15 protein-coding genes are annotated in these 18,782 nt (G+C 30.9%); 3 read left to right on the top strand and 12 right to left on the bottom strand.

Translation table 11 applies throughout. The features are described from left to right. Positions 1–11: 11 nt before the first annotated feature. Positions 12–707, bottom strand: a complete 696-nt coding sequence (locus ACIGHG_RS18385; RefSeq protein ID WP_327974474.1) for a thioesterase II family protein — start codon at positions 705–707, stop codon at positions 12–14. Positions 708–938: 231 nt separating this feature from the next. Here ACIGHG_RS18385 and ACIGHG_RS18380 point away from each other — a divergent pair, with 231 nt between their 5' ends. Next, complete coding sequence (locus ACIGHG_RS18380; RefSeq protein WP_396549794.1) at positions 939–1,643, top strand: 4'-phosphopantetheinyl transferase family protein; 705 nt, start codon at positions 939–941, stop codon at positions 1,641–1,643. A gap of 63 nt (positions 1,644–1,706) precedes the next feature. Further along, positions 1,707–3,389, top strand: a complete 1,683-nt coding sequence (locus tag ACIGHG_RS18375) for a M3 family oligoendopeptidase (protein WP_396549792.1) — start codon at positions 1,707–1,709, stop codon at positions 3,387–3,389. A 518-nt stretch (positions 3,390–3,907) separates the two neighbouring features. On the opposite strand, the gene brxA is transcribed toward ACIGHG_RS18375, so the two are convergent. Further along, on the bottom strand, positions 3,908–4,495 hold the full coding sequence (gene brxA / locus ACIGHG_RS18370) for a BREX-1 system RNA-binding protein BrxA (protein WP_396549790.1): 588 nt from the start codon (positions 4,493–4,495) through the stop codon (positions 3,908–3,910). A gap of 300 nt (positions 4,496–4,795) precedes the next feature. Between brxA and ACIGHG_RS18365 the strand changes: the two genes are divergently transcribed. Then, positions 4,796–5,119, top strand: coding sequence for a hypothetical protein (locus ACIGHG_RS18365; protein WP_396549788.1), 324 nt, complete (start codon positions 4,796–4,798; stop codon positions 5,117–5,119). 216 nt (positions 5,120–5,335) lie between these two features. Here the strand turns inward: ACIGHG_RS18365 and ACIGHG_RS18360 are convergent, their stop codons facing one another. The 10 genes from ACIGHG_RS18360 to ACIGHG_RS18315 all read right to left on the bottom strand — a co-directional run bounded on the left by ACIGHG_RS18360 (position 5,336) and on the right by ACIGHG_RS18315 (position 18,634). Further along, complete coding sequence (locus ACIGHG_RS18360) at positions 5,336–7,126, bottom strand: type IA DNA topoisomerase (RefSeq protein WP_396549786.1); 1,791 nt, start codon at positions 7,124–7,126, stop codon at positions 5,336–5,338. Positions 7,127–7,506: 380 nt separating this feature from the next. Next, on the bottom strand, positions 7,507–7,683 hold the full coding sequence (locus ACIGHG_RS18355) for a hypothetical protein (RefSeq protein ID WP_396549784.1): 177 nt from the start codon (positions 7,681–7,683) through the stop codon (positions 7,507–7,509). A 516-nt stretch (positions 7,684–8,199) separates the two neighbouring features. Then, positions 8,200–9,123: a TnsA endonuclease N-terminal domain-containing protein gene (locus ACIGHG_RS18350; RefSeq protein ID WP_396549783.1), complete on the bottom strand. Its 924-nt coding sequence runs from the start codon at positions 9,121–9,123 to the stop codon at positions 8,200–8,202. Between the two features lie 784 nt (positions 9,124–9,907). Then, positions 9,908–12,436 carry a tetratricopeptide repeat protein gene (locus tag ACIGHG_RS18345; protein WP_396549781.1) on the bottom strand — a complete coding sequence of 843 codons (2,529 nt, stop codon included), beginning with the start codon at positions 12,434–12,436 and terminating at the stop codon, positions 9,908–9,910. Positions 12,437–12,602: 166 nt separating this feature from the next. After that, complete coding sequence (locus tag ACIGHG_RS18340) at positions 12,603–12,908, bottom strand: hypothetical protein (RefSeq protein ID WP_396549779.1); 306 nt, start codon at positions 12,906–12,908, stop codon at positions 12,603–12,605. Between the two features lie 3 nt (positions 12,909–12,911). After that, positions 12,912–13,175, bottom strand: a complete 264-nt coding sequence (locus ACIGHG_RS18335) for an ArsR/SmtB family transcription factor (protein ID WP_396549812.1) — start codon at positions 13,173–13,175, stop codon at positions 12,912–12,914. A 180-nt stretch (positions 13,176–13,355) separates the two neighbouring features. Next, positions 13,356–14,078, bottom strand: a complete 723-nt coding sequence (locus tag ACIGHG_RS18330; protein WP_396549811.1) for a hypothetical protein — start codon at positions 14,076–14,078, stop codon at positions 13,356–13,358. 105 nt (positions 14,079–14,183) lie between these two features. Further along, on the bottom strand, positions 14,184–14,633 hold the full coding sequence (locus ACIGHG_RS18325; RefSeq protein ID WP_396549777.1) for a hypothetical protein: 450 nt from the start codon (positions 14,631–14,633) through the stop codon (positions 14,184–14,186). 297 nt (positions 14,634–14,930) lie between these two features. Continuing rightward, positions 14,931–17,099 carry a DNA topoisomerase III gene (locus ACIGHG_RS18320; protein WP_396549776.1) on the bottom strand — a complete coding sequence of 723 codons (2,169 nt, stop codon included), beginning with the start codon at positions 17,097–17,099 and terminating at the stop codon, positions 14,931–14,933. A gap of 251 nt (positions 17,100–17,350) precedes the next feature. Then, entirely contained in the window at positions 17,351–18,634 is a 1,284-nt protein-coding gene (locus tag ACIGHG_RS18315; protein WP_396549774.1) for an aminopeptidase P family protein, read from the bottom strand. Between the last annotated feature and the right edge of the window lie 148 nt (positions 18,635–18,782).

Genomic DNA, 18,782 nt, shown 5'->3' with positions numbered 1-18,782 from the left:
TCCTTTAACCTTTAGGATAAAATGATGTGCTTTATAAGTTGGTTTATACATGTTGTATTTTTGTAAATATAGAAATGATCACCATCAAAAACCTGAAATCTACATTTCTTTGACGTACAATTCTTCCATTCCAATAGATTTTCTAAACTAATACTATCTCTGTTCCCATAGAAAACTGAGATAGCACTATCAATCTTACCTTTATCAACAAAATTGTATTCCCTAATTAATTTGAAATCATTCTTAATCACAGGAACAAATAAATTTCTTAACTCTTCATTTTCCAATATTTCATTAGGTGTACCACCAATGTTTTTCAAAAAAGCCATAAAATCATTATCTTCCATTTTTGATACATCTGGCATTTCACATTCACTCTCTTTCTCAGGTGCACCATAACCTGAAAAAAATATGTGGGAAGGCTCATTTAGCCCTTTTTCCCTAATCTTAAAATATAACTCGTAAGCACATAAACTTCCCATACTATGGCCAAACAAAGCATAATTATTTTGTTCTATTATGGGTCTAATATTACATAGTATATCTTCAATCATTTGATCCAAGCTTTTATAAAAAGCTTCTTCAACTCTACTCCCTCTGCCTGCCAATTCAACTGCATGCAATTTAATATGTGGATTTAAATACTTACTCCACTCTTTATATACTGTCGATAGACCACCAGCATGCGGTAAACAAATTAAGTACATAAATAATCTCCTATACATAAAATTCTACAAACATACAATTACAATAAATTTACATTAAATTGTAATAATAACCAATCTATAAAAAATTATATACAAATATTAAAAATATTTCAACGAATTTTCTTTATTTTTAAATAATAAAATAACAAAAAAGTGAAAATATGTGAAATTTACTGAAAATATCGTATAATGTATACTGTTAAATAAATAATTACGAAAGGATATTTGTCTGTGATAACAATTCAAGCTATTAAATTAGAACAAAAAGTAAATAATTGGTTATCATTATTAAAGTTTGTTAGTTTAGAAAAAAAACATAAAATACAACGATTTATTCATGAAGACGATGCACGAAGATCGCTAATAGCTGAATTACTTGTAAAAAAAATACTTCTAGAAAACTATAACTTAAAACAAATAGTTTTGAGAAAAAATGCTTATGGGAAACCAATGATAGAAGATCCTAAAAATATCCACTTTAATATTGCACATTCTGGTTGCTGGGTAGTATGTGCATTTAGTAATTCCCCCCTTGGCGTCGACATAGAAAAAATAAAACCTATTGACATAAACATTGCAAAAGATTTTTTTTCAGAAAAAGAATATTATTCATTAATAAAAATGAAAAAGAATGAACAACTAATTCACTTCTATGATTTGTGGACTAGTAAGGAAAGCTATGTCAAAGCTATAGGAAAAGGCCTACAACTGGCATTAGATTCGTTTTCAGTTCAAATTTCTACTAATGGAATTAAATTAGAAGATATTAAAGATTCCTACCATTATTTCTTTAAACAATACAACATAGATCCTAATTACAGATTCACAATATGTTCTAGTATAGAAAGCTTTCCCCCAAGAGTTTCAATTGACAATGAGCAGAATTTATACAAATTCTTTTTACATCAAGATCAAGAAGGAAATTTCAATATATAAGTTATACAATTTTTTAGTCTTGAACTCAAAAACGAATAATATACTTAGGAGGCGAATCGACTAATGCTACATAAAACAGATTTTTATTCGAAAGATTTAGAAACATTACAAAATAGGTTTCATACTTTACTTAATGATAACCCCTGCTCTTTATCAGAACTAGAAATTTGGTTAGAAAAGAAGACCGAACTACTTGATATTATTGATGAGCACCTTATGCATGACTATATTAAATATCAATGTGATACAAATTGTTCTGATACTAAGGAAAAACTAGAGTTTAATCAGCAGAATGTAAAACCCCTTTTGAAACAAAATGAAAGTTTATTAAACCAGAAACTCTCTGATTGTTTAATTAAATTAGATACAAGAAATTTTGATTTACTAAAACAGAAATCACAAAATTCACAGGACTTATTTAATGAAGAGAATATAGGTTTAGAAATCGAAGAAGATAAATTAATAACAAGATATTTTGATCTAACAGGAAACTTAATGGTAAAGTGGGAAGGTATTGAAATACCTCTCAATGACATATATTCTTATCTTCAAGATCCAAATAAAAATATCAGGGAAAAAGCGTTAACATTGATTTCAAACAAGATGTTATCAGTTGAAGATGAACTCCAACTAATTATGGACAATTTACTCCAGATTAGACATAAAAAAGCAATAAATACAGAACTAACTAATTATCGAGATTATATGTTTAAGAAGTATGAAAGACTTGACTATACACCTGAGGACTGCACAAATTTAGCTGAATCAATTCGTAAGTATGTAGTCCCACTACAAGAAAAATTACAGAAACACCAAAAAGAAGTACTTAACTTAGAAGTTTTTCAACCTTGTGATATAAGGGCAACCCCTTCTGAACAAAACAATTTAGGACTCATTAAAGATTCGGAAGATTTAATAGAGAAGAGTATAAATATCTTGGAAAAGATTGATCCAACTTTCTCAGACCTTGTTAGGACCATGCTTAAACAAGGCTGTATAGACTTAGAGAGTAGAAAAGGTAAAGCTCCTGGAGGCTTTTGTGAATATCTTCCTAATTCTAAACTCTCTTTTATTTTTATGAACTTATCCTATACGCAAAATGATATTGTAGTTTTTTTACACGAAATGGGACATTGCCTACACAACGAAATGATGAAGGATATTAAGATTAAAGAGTATAGAAATATTCCTATGGAATCATCGGAATTAGCAAGTATGACCCTTGAATTATTAACAATGGAACACTGGGGTGAATTTTATTCAAATGAGATAGATTTAAAAAATGCAAAGAGAGAACAATTAAGATCGATAGTTGAATACCTCCCTTTTACCATTATCATTGACCAATTCCAACACTGGCTATATGAAAATCCAATACATACAAGTAAAGAAAGGAATCAAGTGTTTAAAGAGTTAATGACAAAGTATGATTCCAACTTTGTCGACTGGACAGGTTATGAGAAGTGGTTGGAAATACAATGGTTATCGGTTCTTCATATATTTGAGGTTCCATTTTATTACGTTGAATACGCTATTGCTCAACTAGGAGCCCTACAGATGTACAAACAATATAAGATAAATCCTAAACAAACCTTATCAAATTTTAAAAAAGCGCTGTCTTTAGGAAGCTCTAAATCCCTAAAAGAAGTCTATCAAGCTGCAGGTATAAAATTCGATTTTTCTGAGGAAACAATTAAAGACTTAATGGAATTTGTAGAACAAGAAATCTTATTACTTGATAATTAATAATAAAAGACTTTATGGTTATTACCTATTAAATCAAACCTTTAATTTCTGAAGATTCTTTTCCTCAAAAGTTATTCAATTGTGACTTTTGGGGAAGTGTTTCTTTTCTCTTCATTATTTTTTAGATACAAAGACGTTATATTGTGAAGAATCTCTACTTATCTCCTACTATTTTGCTGATTTTTTCTGTTTAAAGGCACACCTTTTCTAAATTCTTCATTTCTCAAATTATAATCCGTAATACTAATGAAATCCATTCCTCTTTTTTAAAACACCTTATAAAAAATCCACTGGAAAGTACATATCATCAATAGTATACACGTTGAGAAAAACACCTTTCTAGAACTTTTGCATACGTTTACATTTCATTCTCTACTCAATGAAGTTGACACCATTAGTAAAAAATGCGTATAAATCATATCAATCCTTCTAGCTAAGCTAGATGCATAGTTTAATAATATACATAAATTAGTTTTGTACACACCTGTATAAAACTTTAAACCTCCTTTCCAAGGGTACTATTCATAATATATATTGTCACCTAATGCGCGTATATGCTCTACCACATCAACATTTAATAGCGGTCTTTCGATTTCTCTATTTCCTTTTTGGTTCTTTAAATAACCTGCTTCAAATAATATTCTAATGTAAACTTGTTTCAATTTATAAAGCGTATAATCATTCCATGATGCAACTTTTTCACTTTGCTGCTGTTTATGTTCAAAGAATATATTAAAATCAGCATCTGTCAGAAAAGCTTCTCCAAAAACAAACTTCTCTTTAAACACTTCATTCATAAATTCAAAAAACAAACGGTCCGTTTTCATAATAGCGTATAATACAATTGCCTTGCTGGATTCTATATCTCCATGTCCAATTTCCCTAATTAAATACTCATCCAATATTTTTAAACGGGCCAAAACACTTGATGCAATTTCCTTTTTTCTTGATTCTGTATTAACTTGGAAGATATTTTCCACAATTTCTTTTTCTTTCACTTCAAATTCTTTCAACCCTTGATATAACAAGGAAGAAACCTTCTTTGTTTCTAAAAACAGAAGTGGACGAGACTTAATAGTTGACTTATAACTCTGCTCTTTTACCATTTTTTCACATTCCTTCGGGCCACTTTTTTGATATTTCTATTGTATCCTTTTAGGTACATGAAAAGGAATTTCTATATTAAAATAAAAACCAGCAATATTTTGAAAATATCACTGGTTAAACATGAAACATATTTCATTTTTTACACAACAATAAAAATAATCTCTCAATACCCCGTTACTACTACTAGATGATAGACTCTCTCCCAATCAGTATAGATGGTCCTACCAATGGGATTTCATTAAAAAAATCTTCAAGCTTATTCGCTTTCGAAATACTTCCCTCTATTTCTTCAATACTGTATGAAGAAACTATATTATTCAAATACTCTACGCACTTATTCCATTCATCTTCCAAGGCTACCATATGACAATTTTCAAAGTGCCGCTGATGAAAGCACACATAATGTCGTTGGACAGGAATATGATAATGTAGTTGCTGTATTAGATCAATATTTTTTCTATGACGAAAATGGTAAACTAAACACTAAGGCTTACTATTATGATGCAACAAAAATGCTTTTTCAGATGGTAACAAGAGCTAGAAAAAAACTGAATATCATTATTATTAATAATCAAGTTATTCTAAATGAATATTTGGAAATTTCACACCCTAATAAGGGGTGATTTACATATATAACAAAATTTTCGAAAAACTTTTATTATTATTGACAGGCCTTTTATATTTTTTAATAAAGACAAAAAATACGTGTGCTTTCCTATACCTGTTTTTGTATAGGATACTTCCTTTTGACTAAGCACTATAATTAGAAAAACCTCATTATTGAGGTTTTTCTAATCTTCTCATTTTCAATCGAACCTATATTTTCATCATTAAAAATCTCATTGAGATGTTTTCTCTACAAAACTCATTGTCCAACTAAAAAATTCATTCTCAGGATTTTTTTCATATCTCAATATCGCATCAAATTTATTTCCCTTTTTACTCGTTAAACCTTTAACTAACGTTTCTCCATCTTTTAACAACTTCTTAACCATTGTTTTCGTTGGTTTTTTCTTCATTGTTGCTAAAAACTTATCATTTTTCCAAATAACAAACTTACACCCATTCTTCCAATCCGAACATCCAAAACCTTTTTGTCCTTCAACAATAGAGGCTGAACAAACTGGACATTCCCCTAAAACCTCTACCTTTTTCGGTTCTCTTGTAGCATGGTGTAAGATAACATCTTGGTCATTTTTAATCATTTCTACTGACTTTCTTGTAAAATCAAAGATAAAGTTTAAAAAAACACTTCGACTCACTTTCTTTTTTTCCATGTCCGACAGGGCTTTTTCTAATTTACCCGTAAACTCCAAGTCAAACAACTCTTTCACAGGAAATGTTTCTACAATTTTTCGACCTAACTCACTACATAATAAACTTTTATCTTTTGAAAAAATATAACCTATATCCTTCAGTTTCTTAATTGTTTCCGCTCTAGTAGCTGGAGTCCCTATACTAAAACCACTTAACACAGCTTCTTCTTCATCATAATTTTTCCCACAAGTTTCCATCAATCGTAACAAAGTTTTCTCTGTATGATGTTTTGGTGGTTTTGTTACATGAGAAGTAACATCTGCATTTGTAATTTCAAGTTGCTCTTTAAACTCTACAAATGGTAACATCTTATCTTTTGATTCAATTTTCTCGACTTTACGCCAACCTTCAACAATTTGAACACGACCTTTTGCAATAAATACACCTTTTATTGAGGAATCACTAATTTTAATCTGAATACGTGTTTCTTCATGCTCTGCTACAGGCATAAATTGCATGATAAAACGATTCTTGATTGCTGTATATACAATTTGCTCGTCACTTGTTAATGATTTAGGAAGCACGTACGTAGGCATGATGGCACTATGACTTTCCACTTTTGCGTTATTGAATACTCGTTTTGTTTGAACAAAAGAGATTTCACTTTCGTATGGTAATCCTTTTTTTACTACTTCCAAAACTTTGGCTGCTCGTCCAACTAAGCTTTCTTCTAAGGCAGTACTTCCTGTACGGGGATAAGTAATATATTTTTTCTCATATAAAGACTGGGCCACTTTTAAAACTTTATCTGATGTCCACCCTTTATATTTACTTGTAACATATCCTTGTAAATTAGATAAGTTAAATAGAAAAGGGGGATATTCTCTTTTTCGTTCAACCTGTTTATCTATAATTTCTCCTGAAGAACGTTGTAATATATTATATATTTCATCTAAAGTAGCCTTATTTTTAAACTTCTCCTCTTGCTCCTCCATATAAGTTGCTTCAAATTCTTCTTCCCTTTGCGTTTTAAAAGTAGCAACTAATTTATAATAGTTCTCTGGTACAAACGTTTCGATTTCTTTATCTCGATCATAAATGATTTTCAAGGTAGGCAATAAAACGCGTCCAATATTTAACGCTTGCCCTGTTCCTTTTTGATACTTAAGTGTCGCAACGGAAGTTAAATTTATTCCAATCGCCCAATCTGCCCATTGTCTACTTACTCCTGCATCTTGCAATGGACGTAAATCCGAGTTTGGTCTAATTTGCTTCAACCCTGCGTTCACCTCATCTGGTGTCCATTCATTTAATAATAGACGATACACTTGTTTCGGTGCTTTTATATTATAAATAACACTATCACCAATCACTTGCCCTTCGCATATACTAACTTGCTATTTTGTGTAATCACTAAAAAAACCTTTATTTCCAAGCTCTAGAAGTAATCTTTTCTATTTATTTAGTCTTACACAGATAACAGCAATACATTTTATATCTTTCTTTGTATTGAAATATAAAATTCCTTATTAAATTTACACACATTACTTGTAACACTACATGCTAATTATAACAAATAATGTGCCTTGTTTCTTTGCTTAATCATCTTTATTTATCTCCATGTTCCCTTTGTCTGTCGGAAACAAATTTCTAATAGGGGTTCCAACCCATACTCATTATATTTTTTCATAAAGATTAAGACATACTCTGACTCAAAGTGTTTTTGTTTAACATAATTGATACCTTCAACTTGCTATATGTTGAACTCATTAATATCTTTTCCAAGGAGTTCTAATGTCTTGTCATTCATTGTATTCAACAGTTCCTTAGATTGGTGAACCTCTTCTAACGATCGTTTAAAGTTTTGCTTTTGTACCCTCCAACCATTTAGTTTGTTTTGGAATGCACCTGGAATTTTACCTACGTGCACATCCTACGAACTGTTTCATCTAAAAGTCCTAATATTTCTGCAACGTTTTTCCGGCCGCGTATGTTGGAATTGAACAAAGAATTATTCCTACAAAAGCAATAGGACTTAATACCTTCCAATAGGATTTCATGACAACACCTCACAATTTATAATGGTTAACCTCTTTTGGAAACTTCGACAAAAAAGAGAATTACCTCCTTTACATGGCAAAATGAGAAAAGAGATAAATGTGTTCATTTAGTTATATGGAATGGCTTAAATCTTACTTCCTTGGAAAAGCTTCAGACAAGTGAATAGTTTTTTTAACGAGTGGTGTATCAACAATTGATATACTCAAACCATCTACATAGCAACACTTAAAAGCCAACCCTTGTTTTAAGGGTTGGCTCAGATGTGGCTTGGCCGTAAAAGATGAAGAGGAATAGAGCAATAGCAGATTAATTAAATGGCTCAAATGAGTCATTTTTTTATGCAGTTTTCTCATTTTCGTTCCGGGGGCTAACAAAGTAAGGCGAACTATTTCACAAAAGAAGATAAAATCCACAAGGCCACGATGACCCACATGATCCACCCCCATCCAGATTCTTTTTTTTCAGCGAGAGTTGTAATAGCCGTTTTCGTCTGTGTTTTTTGATAATTCCTTCGGATAGACGTATTGTTCATTGGGGGGGTTATAGGAAATGTATGAGATTTCTTATAATCTTTTGCGAGTTCCCAATCGAGTTCATCAATTTTATGAAAAGGGCCGGATGTCCCATGAATTCCTCGCACTACAAAATGCATATTATTCTTTTCCGCATAATCTCTTCCTGCCATGAATTTCGCCTGATTCTTAGGGAATGAGATGTCTCCTGATAACTTAATCTCAATAAGCTCCTTTCTACCATTCTTATAAAGAACTAGTACGTCCGGGACATAATGACTCGAACGCCCCTTAAATACATAAGGTATCTTAAATGGCTCAACTTCAAAGCTTCCCACAGATGGATCATTATCAAGTTCAGTAAACACAATCTCTTCCATGGGGCTACGACATGTTCCTTCTCTTTCCATTTTGTTAAAATGGACTTTCTTGGGATACTCCATTTTTGGTTTCGGATTATCATAGGGATCTTGACGAACGCTAGATGATTTCGAAGGGGGCAGTATCTCTCCTCCTACCGTTTGTAGTACAGTAACCTTACTTCGGCTCCATACTCCGATATTAATCTGCTCAAAAGGGACAATTGAAGTCTGAATTTCCTCTCCCAGAACTTCACAAGATTGAATCCTTGATAGCCTAAAAATCCGATGTTCTTCGCGATAATGACAATATCCAGCGACATATAGAAAATTTGTATACTTTAGTAAGTATAAGGGATCTATCGTACGTTCCGTATCGTTATACTTTATTTGTATCTGCGACTTAGATTTTAAAGCTCTTACAAGTTTCTGCTCCATTTACACCTACTCCTATCTAAAGATTCCACCTGAAGTTGCATATAAATCATACGAATATATGTATCGGCGAGGTAAAAGTATCCACGAAAATATTTCGAGATTGAAACGAAAAATGAAAACATTTCCTTAAGCTTTTTCATAATATGCAATTTCATTAACACAATATTATTATTAAAACAACAAAAAAAGTCTCATCAAAACCCATTAATTATTAAATGAAAAATACTTTTTTATGCCTCTATTTACAAAATCACTTTTTTGTAAATAGGGGCAATATAAACAGACTTAAATTTACAAACCACTCACTCTCGACACAACACTATTAAATCTTAAATATTAATTACCTCATTATTTTGTTGGTTTGGAATAAAGTTCAATTAAAATCGTGCTACCAATGTTTATTTTCCAATAGAAGAAACCCACTCATTTTTAAAAAAATTTGATCAAAATGGGTGGGTTTAATTTTGTGGAGGAGTTATTTTTTATAAAAAAGTGTGATTTAAACTCACTTAGAATTCTTCAATCGAAAAAGAATAAAACAATGCAACTTTTTTCTAAATGGTATAACTTTAAAACGGTACAGCTTTTTTCTAAACAGTACGCCTTTATTTCAAAGCTACACCTATATCTGAATTTAGTTTTATCAATTAGATGTAGTACTTAAACTTATAAGTAAAAAAGGAGCATCTCAATGTCAAAGTTTGGCTTATGAGAAAACTCCTTTTTAATGCTTATTTTCCCTTCAAATATTGCATAATATACAAATGTAGTTTCACAATACCTATTAATTAAGTCTTTCAAGTGATACAGCGATTTCAGGATTTATTTCTTTTATGCTTTCCACATATTCTTCAAGTTTCTTAATTAAATTCTCACCTTTTGATTTATTATAATTTTTTTCAAGTATGATTTGAATACAATAATCAATCCATTTAATATCACTTTCAATTAAATCCATAATACCATTAATATATTCTTCATTTGAAGAAATAAATTCGGCCTCAATTAAGTCCTCCAACGATTCTTTGATCATTCCCATTTTTTTAGCAACATTTGATCGATTTGAAAAAATGATTGCACTCGATTTTAAAATTTCAATAGCTTTGGAATAATCGTGGAATGCTTTTTGATAAAATATCTGTTTTAATTTTTCCGATTTTTCAAACTCACCGAGAACTTTATATGTGATTCCACTTTGGTTATAATCATGGGGATTTAACTCATTTTCATTTGCTTTAACTATATATTTATCATAAAATTCTCTAGCTTTTTCATAATAATGTTTTTTCTGTGTCTCTGATTTTCTAGCATAAGCAAAATATAAATTAGCCAAATATCTATAATTTTTAACCAAAATAATGTTTCTTCCAGCAACAGCCAATCCCTTTTCGTAATACTCAATGGCCTTTTCATAACAATCCTTACCACGATATATCTCAGCTACTTTAAAAAACAAATGATAATCAATATTTTCATTACTCATTAATGTTTCTTCTATTCTATTAATTTCAGGTCCTGCATTTTCATTATCTTCATTTATTAAATCAATCAATTGTTGAAATAATTCATATATTTTTTCTTCGTTATCCGTCTCGGGTATTAGATTTACCATGCCATCTTCTGAAATGATAACAATAACACATTTTTTATTTACTTCTTTAAGTTTTTCTAAATATCGATATGCAGAGTTATATCTAGCTCCTCTACTAGCATCACCTATATTTTCCTTGGCAATTCCATCTAATATTACACCTATCGCATGACACTTACCATTCGTATCAAAATAAATTGCACCATCAATAGACGTAAGAAATTGAATGTATTCAGGAATAATTTCTGTAGCTTCTATCAAAATTGACTGTTTCTTTAGCGTTTTTAGTTCAGAAACAGCAGTTTCATAGTCAGTGATTACGACCATAGTTCCGTGCTTCTGCTCTCTAGCGTACATTACTACTTGTTCAAGATATTCAATTACATCTTCATTTACTTTTAGTTCTTCATCAAAATACTTGGACTTGAGAAGTCGTTTAAATTTTTCGCTAGTATACCCTTCTCCCCCCATTATAGGACTTTTAAAAGATATATTTATAAGATTTTTATCAATAACTTCTAAGTTTTTGCTTGTCTTATATACTTTTTTTCCATTTTCAACTAATAATACCCCGTTACTTGATTCATTTTCTTTTACTGTTATTAGTTGGATATTATATTTAGATAATCCTTTAAAATCAATCCTAAACAAAATATAATCGTTTAATTGAGTCCAATTTATTTTCCCTAAACCATAAATCATTTCATGATCGGAAATTAAATAAAGATCATTTTCATTATTGGTCAATTCAAGTAATTTTCTAATCAACTTTGCATCATTTAATGCAATTAAATCATCAGATTGAAACCTAATAGTATAGTCAACAAGATTTACATTACTTTTTAACACTTTACTACTAAAAAATAAGATCGATCCAAATGGGCTTTTTCCTTCATACGTATGATTTGAAATATCATCTATTTTTTCTAACATATTATTAATATAATACTGATTATTCAATTCATTATTAAATATAAGTTGTATTTCTTTAAGCTCGCTCTTTTTAAGTAATATTTCTTGTAATTTTCCAAAATAGAGTCTCGTTATCCTTCTATTAAACTGTATACAGTCTTCATTATACTTTTTATTTATTGTATAATTTTTACCTACGTTTAAAGTATTATTTTTATTCTCAACAAAATAATCAATAAAAAAATAATCTAAAGCCATTCTTAAAAAGCTTAAGTCCGGGGTATTGTAAAATAAGTCAATTACTTCTAGATCTACATTTCTAATTTCAATTATATAATTTACAGTCCCGATTACTTTACCCACCCTGATATTAAAACTATTCATATACAAAATTCTTGAATTATCTTCATGAATGTATGTTGATTTCGTATTAACCTCTTCAACATCAATTAAATTTATATTATCTTGAAATTCAGTCAATTCATTTCTTGAACTCAATTTTTTTTGCTGATTGCAATAATTTTTAAATTCCGTCCTAATTTGTTTGTCCTTAAAAGTAACATCTAATCCCAATTCATTAAATACATATGTCAACTCATTAAGATTTTCCTGACTAATCTCTGTCTCATAATTATTATTAAATGATAGGGTTTTTTTCACTCTTAATATTTCTTTACAACTGTTGTTATTATCTAATACTATAGAATAAATCTTTAAGTCCAATTTTTTATCAAGCATTTTTAATATTTCATTAAGCTGAATGTAAACTAGTTTATTTAATGTTTCTATACCTTTAAAAAATGAAGCCATTTCTAATTCTCCCTTTTTTCATCAAATGAAGACCCTTATTAACCTCAGAGTCCCTCTCTTCTATTCTTCATTAATAATCCTATAACAGGTATATTATAACAAATCATCTTTTCTTGATATGTAAAAAATGGTTAATTCTTTATGTCAAAAATTTTCCTTCTATTGTTTAATTTACGTTTCTTAAAGTATTTATTTTGTGCGAGTAGTGTTTCTTATCTATAAAACTAACTACATCTATACCTTCACAAAAATCTAAATTTCCATCTACCACATTACTACCAACAAAAGAAAAACACTTTAAATTTTTTAATTTTTGTATAAAGCATATCGTTGGTATATCCCCACAATCAAGTAAACGTAGCACCTCTAAGGACTCTAAATATTGAATATCACAAAAATGTTCTATATTTTTACACTTCTCAATTTGTAAATTAACTAACTTTCCACTTACATATTTTAAATCCTCTATCAAAAATTATGACATAGGACGAAAGATGCAGCATAACTGTTCAGATAATAGTGCATCAACTTCTTTTTTATTGATGTCATAATAACTCCAAGTTCCTTTTGTAATAAGATTAGCATCACGTAAAAGCTTCAAATGATATGAAAGCTTGGATTGTGTTAACCCAAGAATATCTGTTAGATCACATACACAAGTTTCTTCGTGTTGGCATAATTCGTACAAAATGTGTAGTCTTTTTTGATCTGCCAGTGCTTTGAACTTCTTTTCATATATTTCAAAAGACTGGGCAGTTTATTCACTATACAATATTATTTTTTTCATGATGGTTTCCCTTCATCAATTTTTTTGATTTATTAGTTGTAAAAGTATTAATATATAAAATAAATTAAAAAGACATTTACTAAAATCATCCGTAAATGTCTTTTTGTGATTAAGTTTACATTATTGAATTATTTATGAAACACAACTACTCACTAGATTTATAAATTGGCCAATCTTAATAGCAAGTTGAGAACCACTTTCCACCGCTGAATTAATGTCCTTCAGAGCTGTTGTTGTTCTTCTAAGAAGAGAGGGTTTCGGTGTCTGACCTTCTTCGATATTCTGTACCACTTCTCCAACAAAATCAATCGCATCTTCTTGTACGTCTTTGTTTTCCATAGAAGTTCCTTTTAAAAGCTCGATTAGTTCTTGAGCTACTTTTTGGAGATCCTTACCTTCATCTTGGTTATTTGTTTGATGAGCTTCAATATTCCCTTGCTCTGCATAGTTAAATTGTCCCACATTACCTTGAATTAATACTTTTGCATTCGGTTTTTCATCAATTCCCAATTCAATTGCCATCTCCTCTAAATAATCTGTAATATGATTTACTAAAAGTCTTACAACCTGATAATTAAATTCACGTACTTGATCTGAAAATCTTGCTCCTTTATAGAAAGCATACCCAAATGTTAATTGATGATAATCATTGAAGTGCACCGTTGCATATTTTAAAAGTTGATAAATAAAGCTGATTTCTTCATTATTATCAATAGGAATATCATACTTTGAACCATATGTCTTTAATCCTATAATTTCCTCTATATTATAATCTTGTGTATGACATTTACGTATAAAGTCATAAATAATAGGTTCACCTTCAATATATGTAATAAACTTTTTAGCCAATCTCATAGTCTCATGTACATCACTTGCATTCAACAAATCTCCAGAGACTCTTCTAAAACTTTTAGATAGAATTTTAAATTTTTTAATAGGAATAAGAACCGCCGTTTCCAACTAATTCACCCCACAGTATGGACAAAATGGAGAATGTCCTGCTTTAGTTAGTATAGTTAACTTGGCTTTTCTATCACAACATAAGAACATCACTTCATCTAAATCATCTTTTTCATATAATGCTCTTGGCTGTTTTGTTGTCATTGGTTTTCCAGCTTTAAATTTCACGCCTTTACTTCCTTTAAAAGACTTTTCTAATCCTTTGAATAGATCATTTACTGCTTGTGCCATTTCATTCTCTGCTAATATCATTGCATTTTCCTTAATATCCTCAGTGCAGTATGTAGAAATTGGACTAGGAATGCCACAACTAGGACAAAATAATTCAATAACATCGTCTTCTTGTACTTCATCAGCCCTTAATTTAAATTCTTCCCTACAAAATGAACACTTAAAAGATGAGAATCCAGTTAGGTCACTTTGTTTAGAGATTCTAAATTTTTTAATCATTACAACAACTCCTTTATTTATTGATGCATTTTTTTATTTTACATACAAATATATTCAAAAAAACGTTTAAATTCATAACTTGTATACTCTTTCAAATTGTGGTTTAAAGTTAAGCCTACTAATAACAATAACTAATTCATAACAAAACTCTAACCATTATTATTTCTTCAAGATTCTCTTAAATCCCTTTTTATATCACAATAAAAAAGCATGCATAAAATTGTCATGCTTTTTTGTATTTTTGCCTAGTAAAGAACTTTATTGCTTAGTAAAGAACTTTTTTCTTTTTTGACATATTTATTTCTCAAACACAAAGTTTATCTTCTCATCTTTCCACTCTAACTTTGCATCAAATGCCTTATCATTTTTCTTAAACCCTTTAATTAAATCCGTCTGTTCACTATTCAATAACTTCTTCATATTCTTTTGTGAGATTGTCTTTCCTAATATCTTTTTCGAAATTGTAAAATCACACTTTGTTGTAGAATAATTCGAGCATCCATAAAAAGTGGACTTATCAACTACATCTCCATCACACTTTTTACATTTCCCAACTTTTGTACCCATTGATGATTTCTTTTTAGAACCTGGTTTACCTTGGAATTTTGTAAGATCAAATTGTTGAAAATCCCATCCTCCGCTTTGTTCTTTTGCATCATCAATAAGTTTTAGTGTAAGTTTCTTTGTTTGTTCCATAAACACACTTGGAGATGCAATTCCATCTCCAATTTCATCTAATCTTTGTTCCCATTTGGCTGTCATCTCTGGCGAAGCTAAAATACTATCACCAATGGCATCTATTAAAAGTTTCCCCTTGTCGGTGGCTGATACTTGGTTCTTCTTAACCTCAATATATTTACGATCTTTTAAAACACCTATAATACCAGCTCGAGTTGCTTCTGTTCCTAGACCCTCCGTCTTATTTAGCACCTTAGTTAACTCTTCATTATCTAAATATTTACCGGCCGTTTTCATTAACGTAATAAGTTGTCCTTCTGTATATCGCTTAGGTGGTTGTGTTTTCCCCTCTTTTACCGTTATTTCTTGAACTACCCCTTGTTCTCCCTTTTCTAACGAAGGCAAATCTTGTTCGTCCTCATCTTTATTTTTTTCTTTCTTATTACCAAAAATCACCTTACGCCAACCAGATTGAATTTCTTCTTTCCCCTTAGATATAAACGTTGCTCTACCGTCAACTAATGTATTAACTGTTGTATAATCAAAAATTGCTTTATCGTAGTGTGCAGCAAGTAATCGTCTAATAACTAAATCATATATTTTTTGTTCTTCTCCAGATAATCTTGAAGGATCCGTTACTTGTTCAGTTGGAATGATAGCGTAATGATCTGTTACTTTTTTCTCATTTACGTAACGTTTATTTTCCATAACTGAAGAAAAAGGTAATGGAAAGAATGAACTATATGCCTCAATATTACTTATTTTCTGTAGAATATCTGGAAACATTGATGCTTCTTCTTTGGTCACAAAACTTGAATCCGAACGAGGATAAGAAATAATTCCTTTGATATACAACTTTTGAGCAATATCTAACGTTTGTTGTGGTGAATATTTAAAGCGTTTATTGGCCTCAGCTTGTAGCGAAGAGAGATTAAATAAAAATGGTGGCTGAAATTCCTTTCTTTCCTTTTCAAGCTCATGAACTTCAGCATCTTTTCCTTTACAAAATTGTGCAATTTTATGAGCCATCGCTGCTTCTTTTATTCTCGAGTCATTATCTTTATGCCATTTACCCATATAGACTTTATCATCCATATTAAATGTGGCATTAACCTCCCAAAAAGGTTCAGACTTAAAGTTCTCAATTTCCTTTTCGCGTTTAACAATTAAAGCAAGCGTCGGTGTTTGAACTCGCCCTGTTGAAAACACATCTGAAATACCTTTTTGTTGCAGTAAAAGTGTATATGCACGAGAAGCATTCATGCCAACCAGCCAATCTGCACAGGAACGACTATACGCTTCATAGTAAAGATTTCGAGTCTCTTTTTCATCTAACAAATTTCTAAATCCATTTGTAACTGCATTTTGAGTCAATGAAGATATCCACAAACGCTTCATCGGTTTATTATTTCTACACAACATCAACGTTAACCTAATAATAGCTTCCCCTTCTCTTTCGGCGTCTCCCGCTATTATAATTTCATTAACTTCATTATGATGTACTAATTCCTTGACTATGTTAAATTGCTTCCATTTTGATTTTGTAACTCTATGATTAAATTTTTCTGGAATAATGGGTAAAGTATTTAAACTCCACTTTTTCCACTTTGGATCATATTCCTCAGGTGGAACCAATTCACATAAATGTCCAACTGCCCAGCTTAAAAATGCTCCTTTAGGAAACACATCATTTGGAGCAATTTCAATATATCCATTTCTTTTTTTATGTGAAAAAGGTGCTGCCAGTTTGGCACCCTGATCTGGTTTTTCAGCTAGTATTAATTTCATTTTAAAACTCCCTATCTAAATTCCAGTATAGCTTCTATAATATCTCTTCAATTTTCATATAAACGCTTTACAGCCTTCACAAATTTCCACATAAAGGGATAACCTACAATTTTGTATACTCTACTATAGACTCCTAATATTATACGCTTAATTTTAACACCTTCACAATAGGAACTCATTATATAACATATTACTTAAAATTCTAAAACAATATGAAAAAGACGCCACAAATTAGGCGCCTTCGTTTCTTCTTATTTTGCAACAATCTGTCTATCCTTCACATTTGGATTGTGTACTCCCATGAAATCCTCAATCTCTTCAACCGTTCTGATTATGTCTTTTGACAGGTTTTCATATCCTTCTTCGGTAACAAGGATATCATCTTCGATACGAATTCCAATCGCCTCTTCTTCAATATACAAGCCCGGTTCCACTGTAATAACCATGCCTGCCTCGAGTACTCTGTCTTTGTACGAACCTACATCATGAGTATCCAAACCGAGGAAATGGCTCACTCCATGATAATAATAGTTGGAGAGTTCCGAGTTTTCTTGGATTAAACCAATTTTCTTACACTCTTCTGCAAGCACCTTTTTCGTATGCTCATTTAATGCAGAGAATTGTAATCCCGGTTTCACAAGCTCAATTGTTTCCCTCAATGCCTTTAGCACAATATTGTAAATCTGTTTTTGGCGATTCGAAAATGTTCCGTTCACTGGGAACGTATAGCTGATATCAGCATTGTAATAATCCTTCTGAGCGCCAAGATCAAGCAGCACTAAGTCACCTTTATTAATTTTAGAATCATTGTCCTCATAATGCAGCACGGTTGCATTTTTGCCACTTGCCAAAATCGTATTGAATGCATGATGTTTAATACCAGATGACTTTAGCGTAAAATCAAAATGAGCTTCTAATTCATATTCCATCATACCCTCTTTGGCATGTTTGAGCACATTATAAATGCCCTCTTTTGTAACCATAATTGCTTCCTTTATCTTTTCAATCTCTTCCTCAGTTTTAAATACTCGTAATTCACAAATATTTGGATAAACGTTACCGATTGAAAGGTGTGGATAATGTTCTCTTACATGCTTAGCAAATGCTAACATCCGTGTCTCTGTCCCTGCCCACTCTCGGCGTTCCAAATCTAAATATACGTGTTTCACATGTTCTGTAAAAAACGTTCGTGCTATTGATGATTCGAAACTTTCTAAGTATACAATCGTTTTTATACCAGAAATGGTTTGTGCTTCTTCTTTTGAAACCGTTTTGCCTACCCATTTTTCAAGAATTGGATCCGCTTTTTCGATGAAAAGCGTTTCTTCTACTGTATCGCCTACCTTTTTTAACACAAAAATAAGATTCGGTTCATCAATACCGGTCATATAATAGAAGTTTCGGTTTGGCACAAATTTATAATGGTCATCGGCTGATTTATAAGGTGCCTGCCCAGCAAATAGAATGGTAACAGATTCATCCGGCAATGTTTCCACTAATCTTTTTCGATTTCGAGTAAAAAATGGTTGCTTCATAACAATCCCCCTTAAGTTCTATAAATTCCCTTTAAGCTGACTATCTAGTTTATTTAATTGTATTATTGTTATAATTTTCCGTCAATTATTTCAGAAACATTAGTGCCATAACGCTCTATCACAATATCGTTATTTACAGTCTTTTCTA

The organism is Bacillus sp. NPDC077411, assembly GCF_044543425.1.
In the GTDB taxonomy this organism is placed as follows: Bacteria; Bacillota; Bacilli; order Bacillales; family Bacillaceae_G; genus Bacillus_A; species Bacillus_A bruguierae.
Note: the sequence above shows the minus strand (reverse complement) of the source record. Positions and strands in the feature narration are given on the sequence as shown.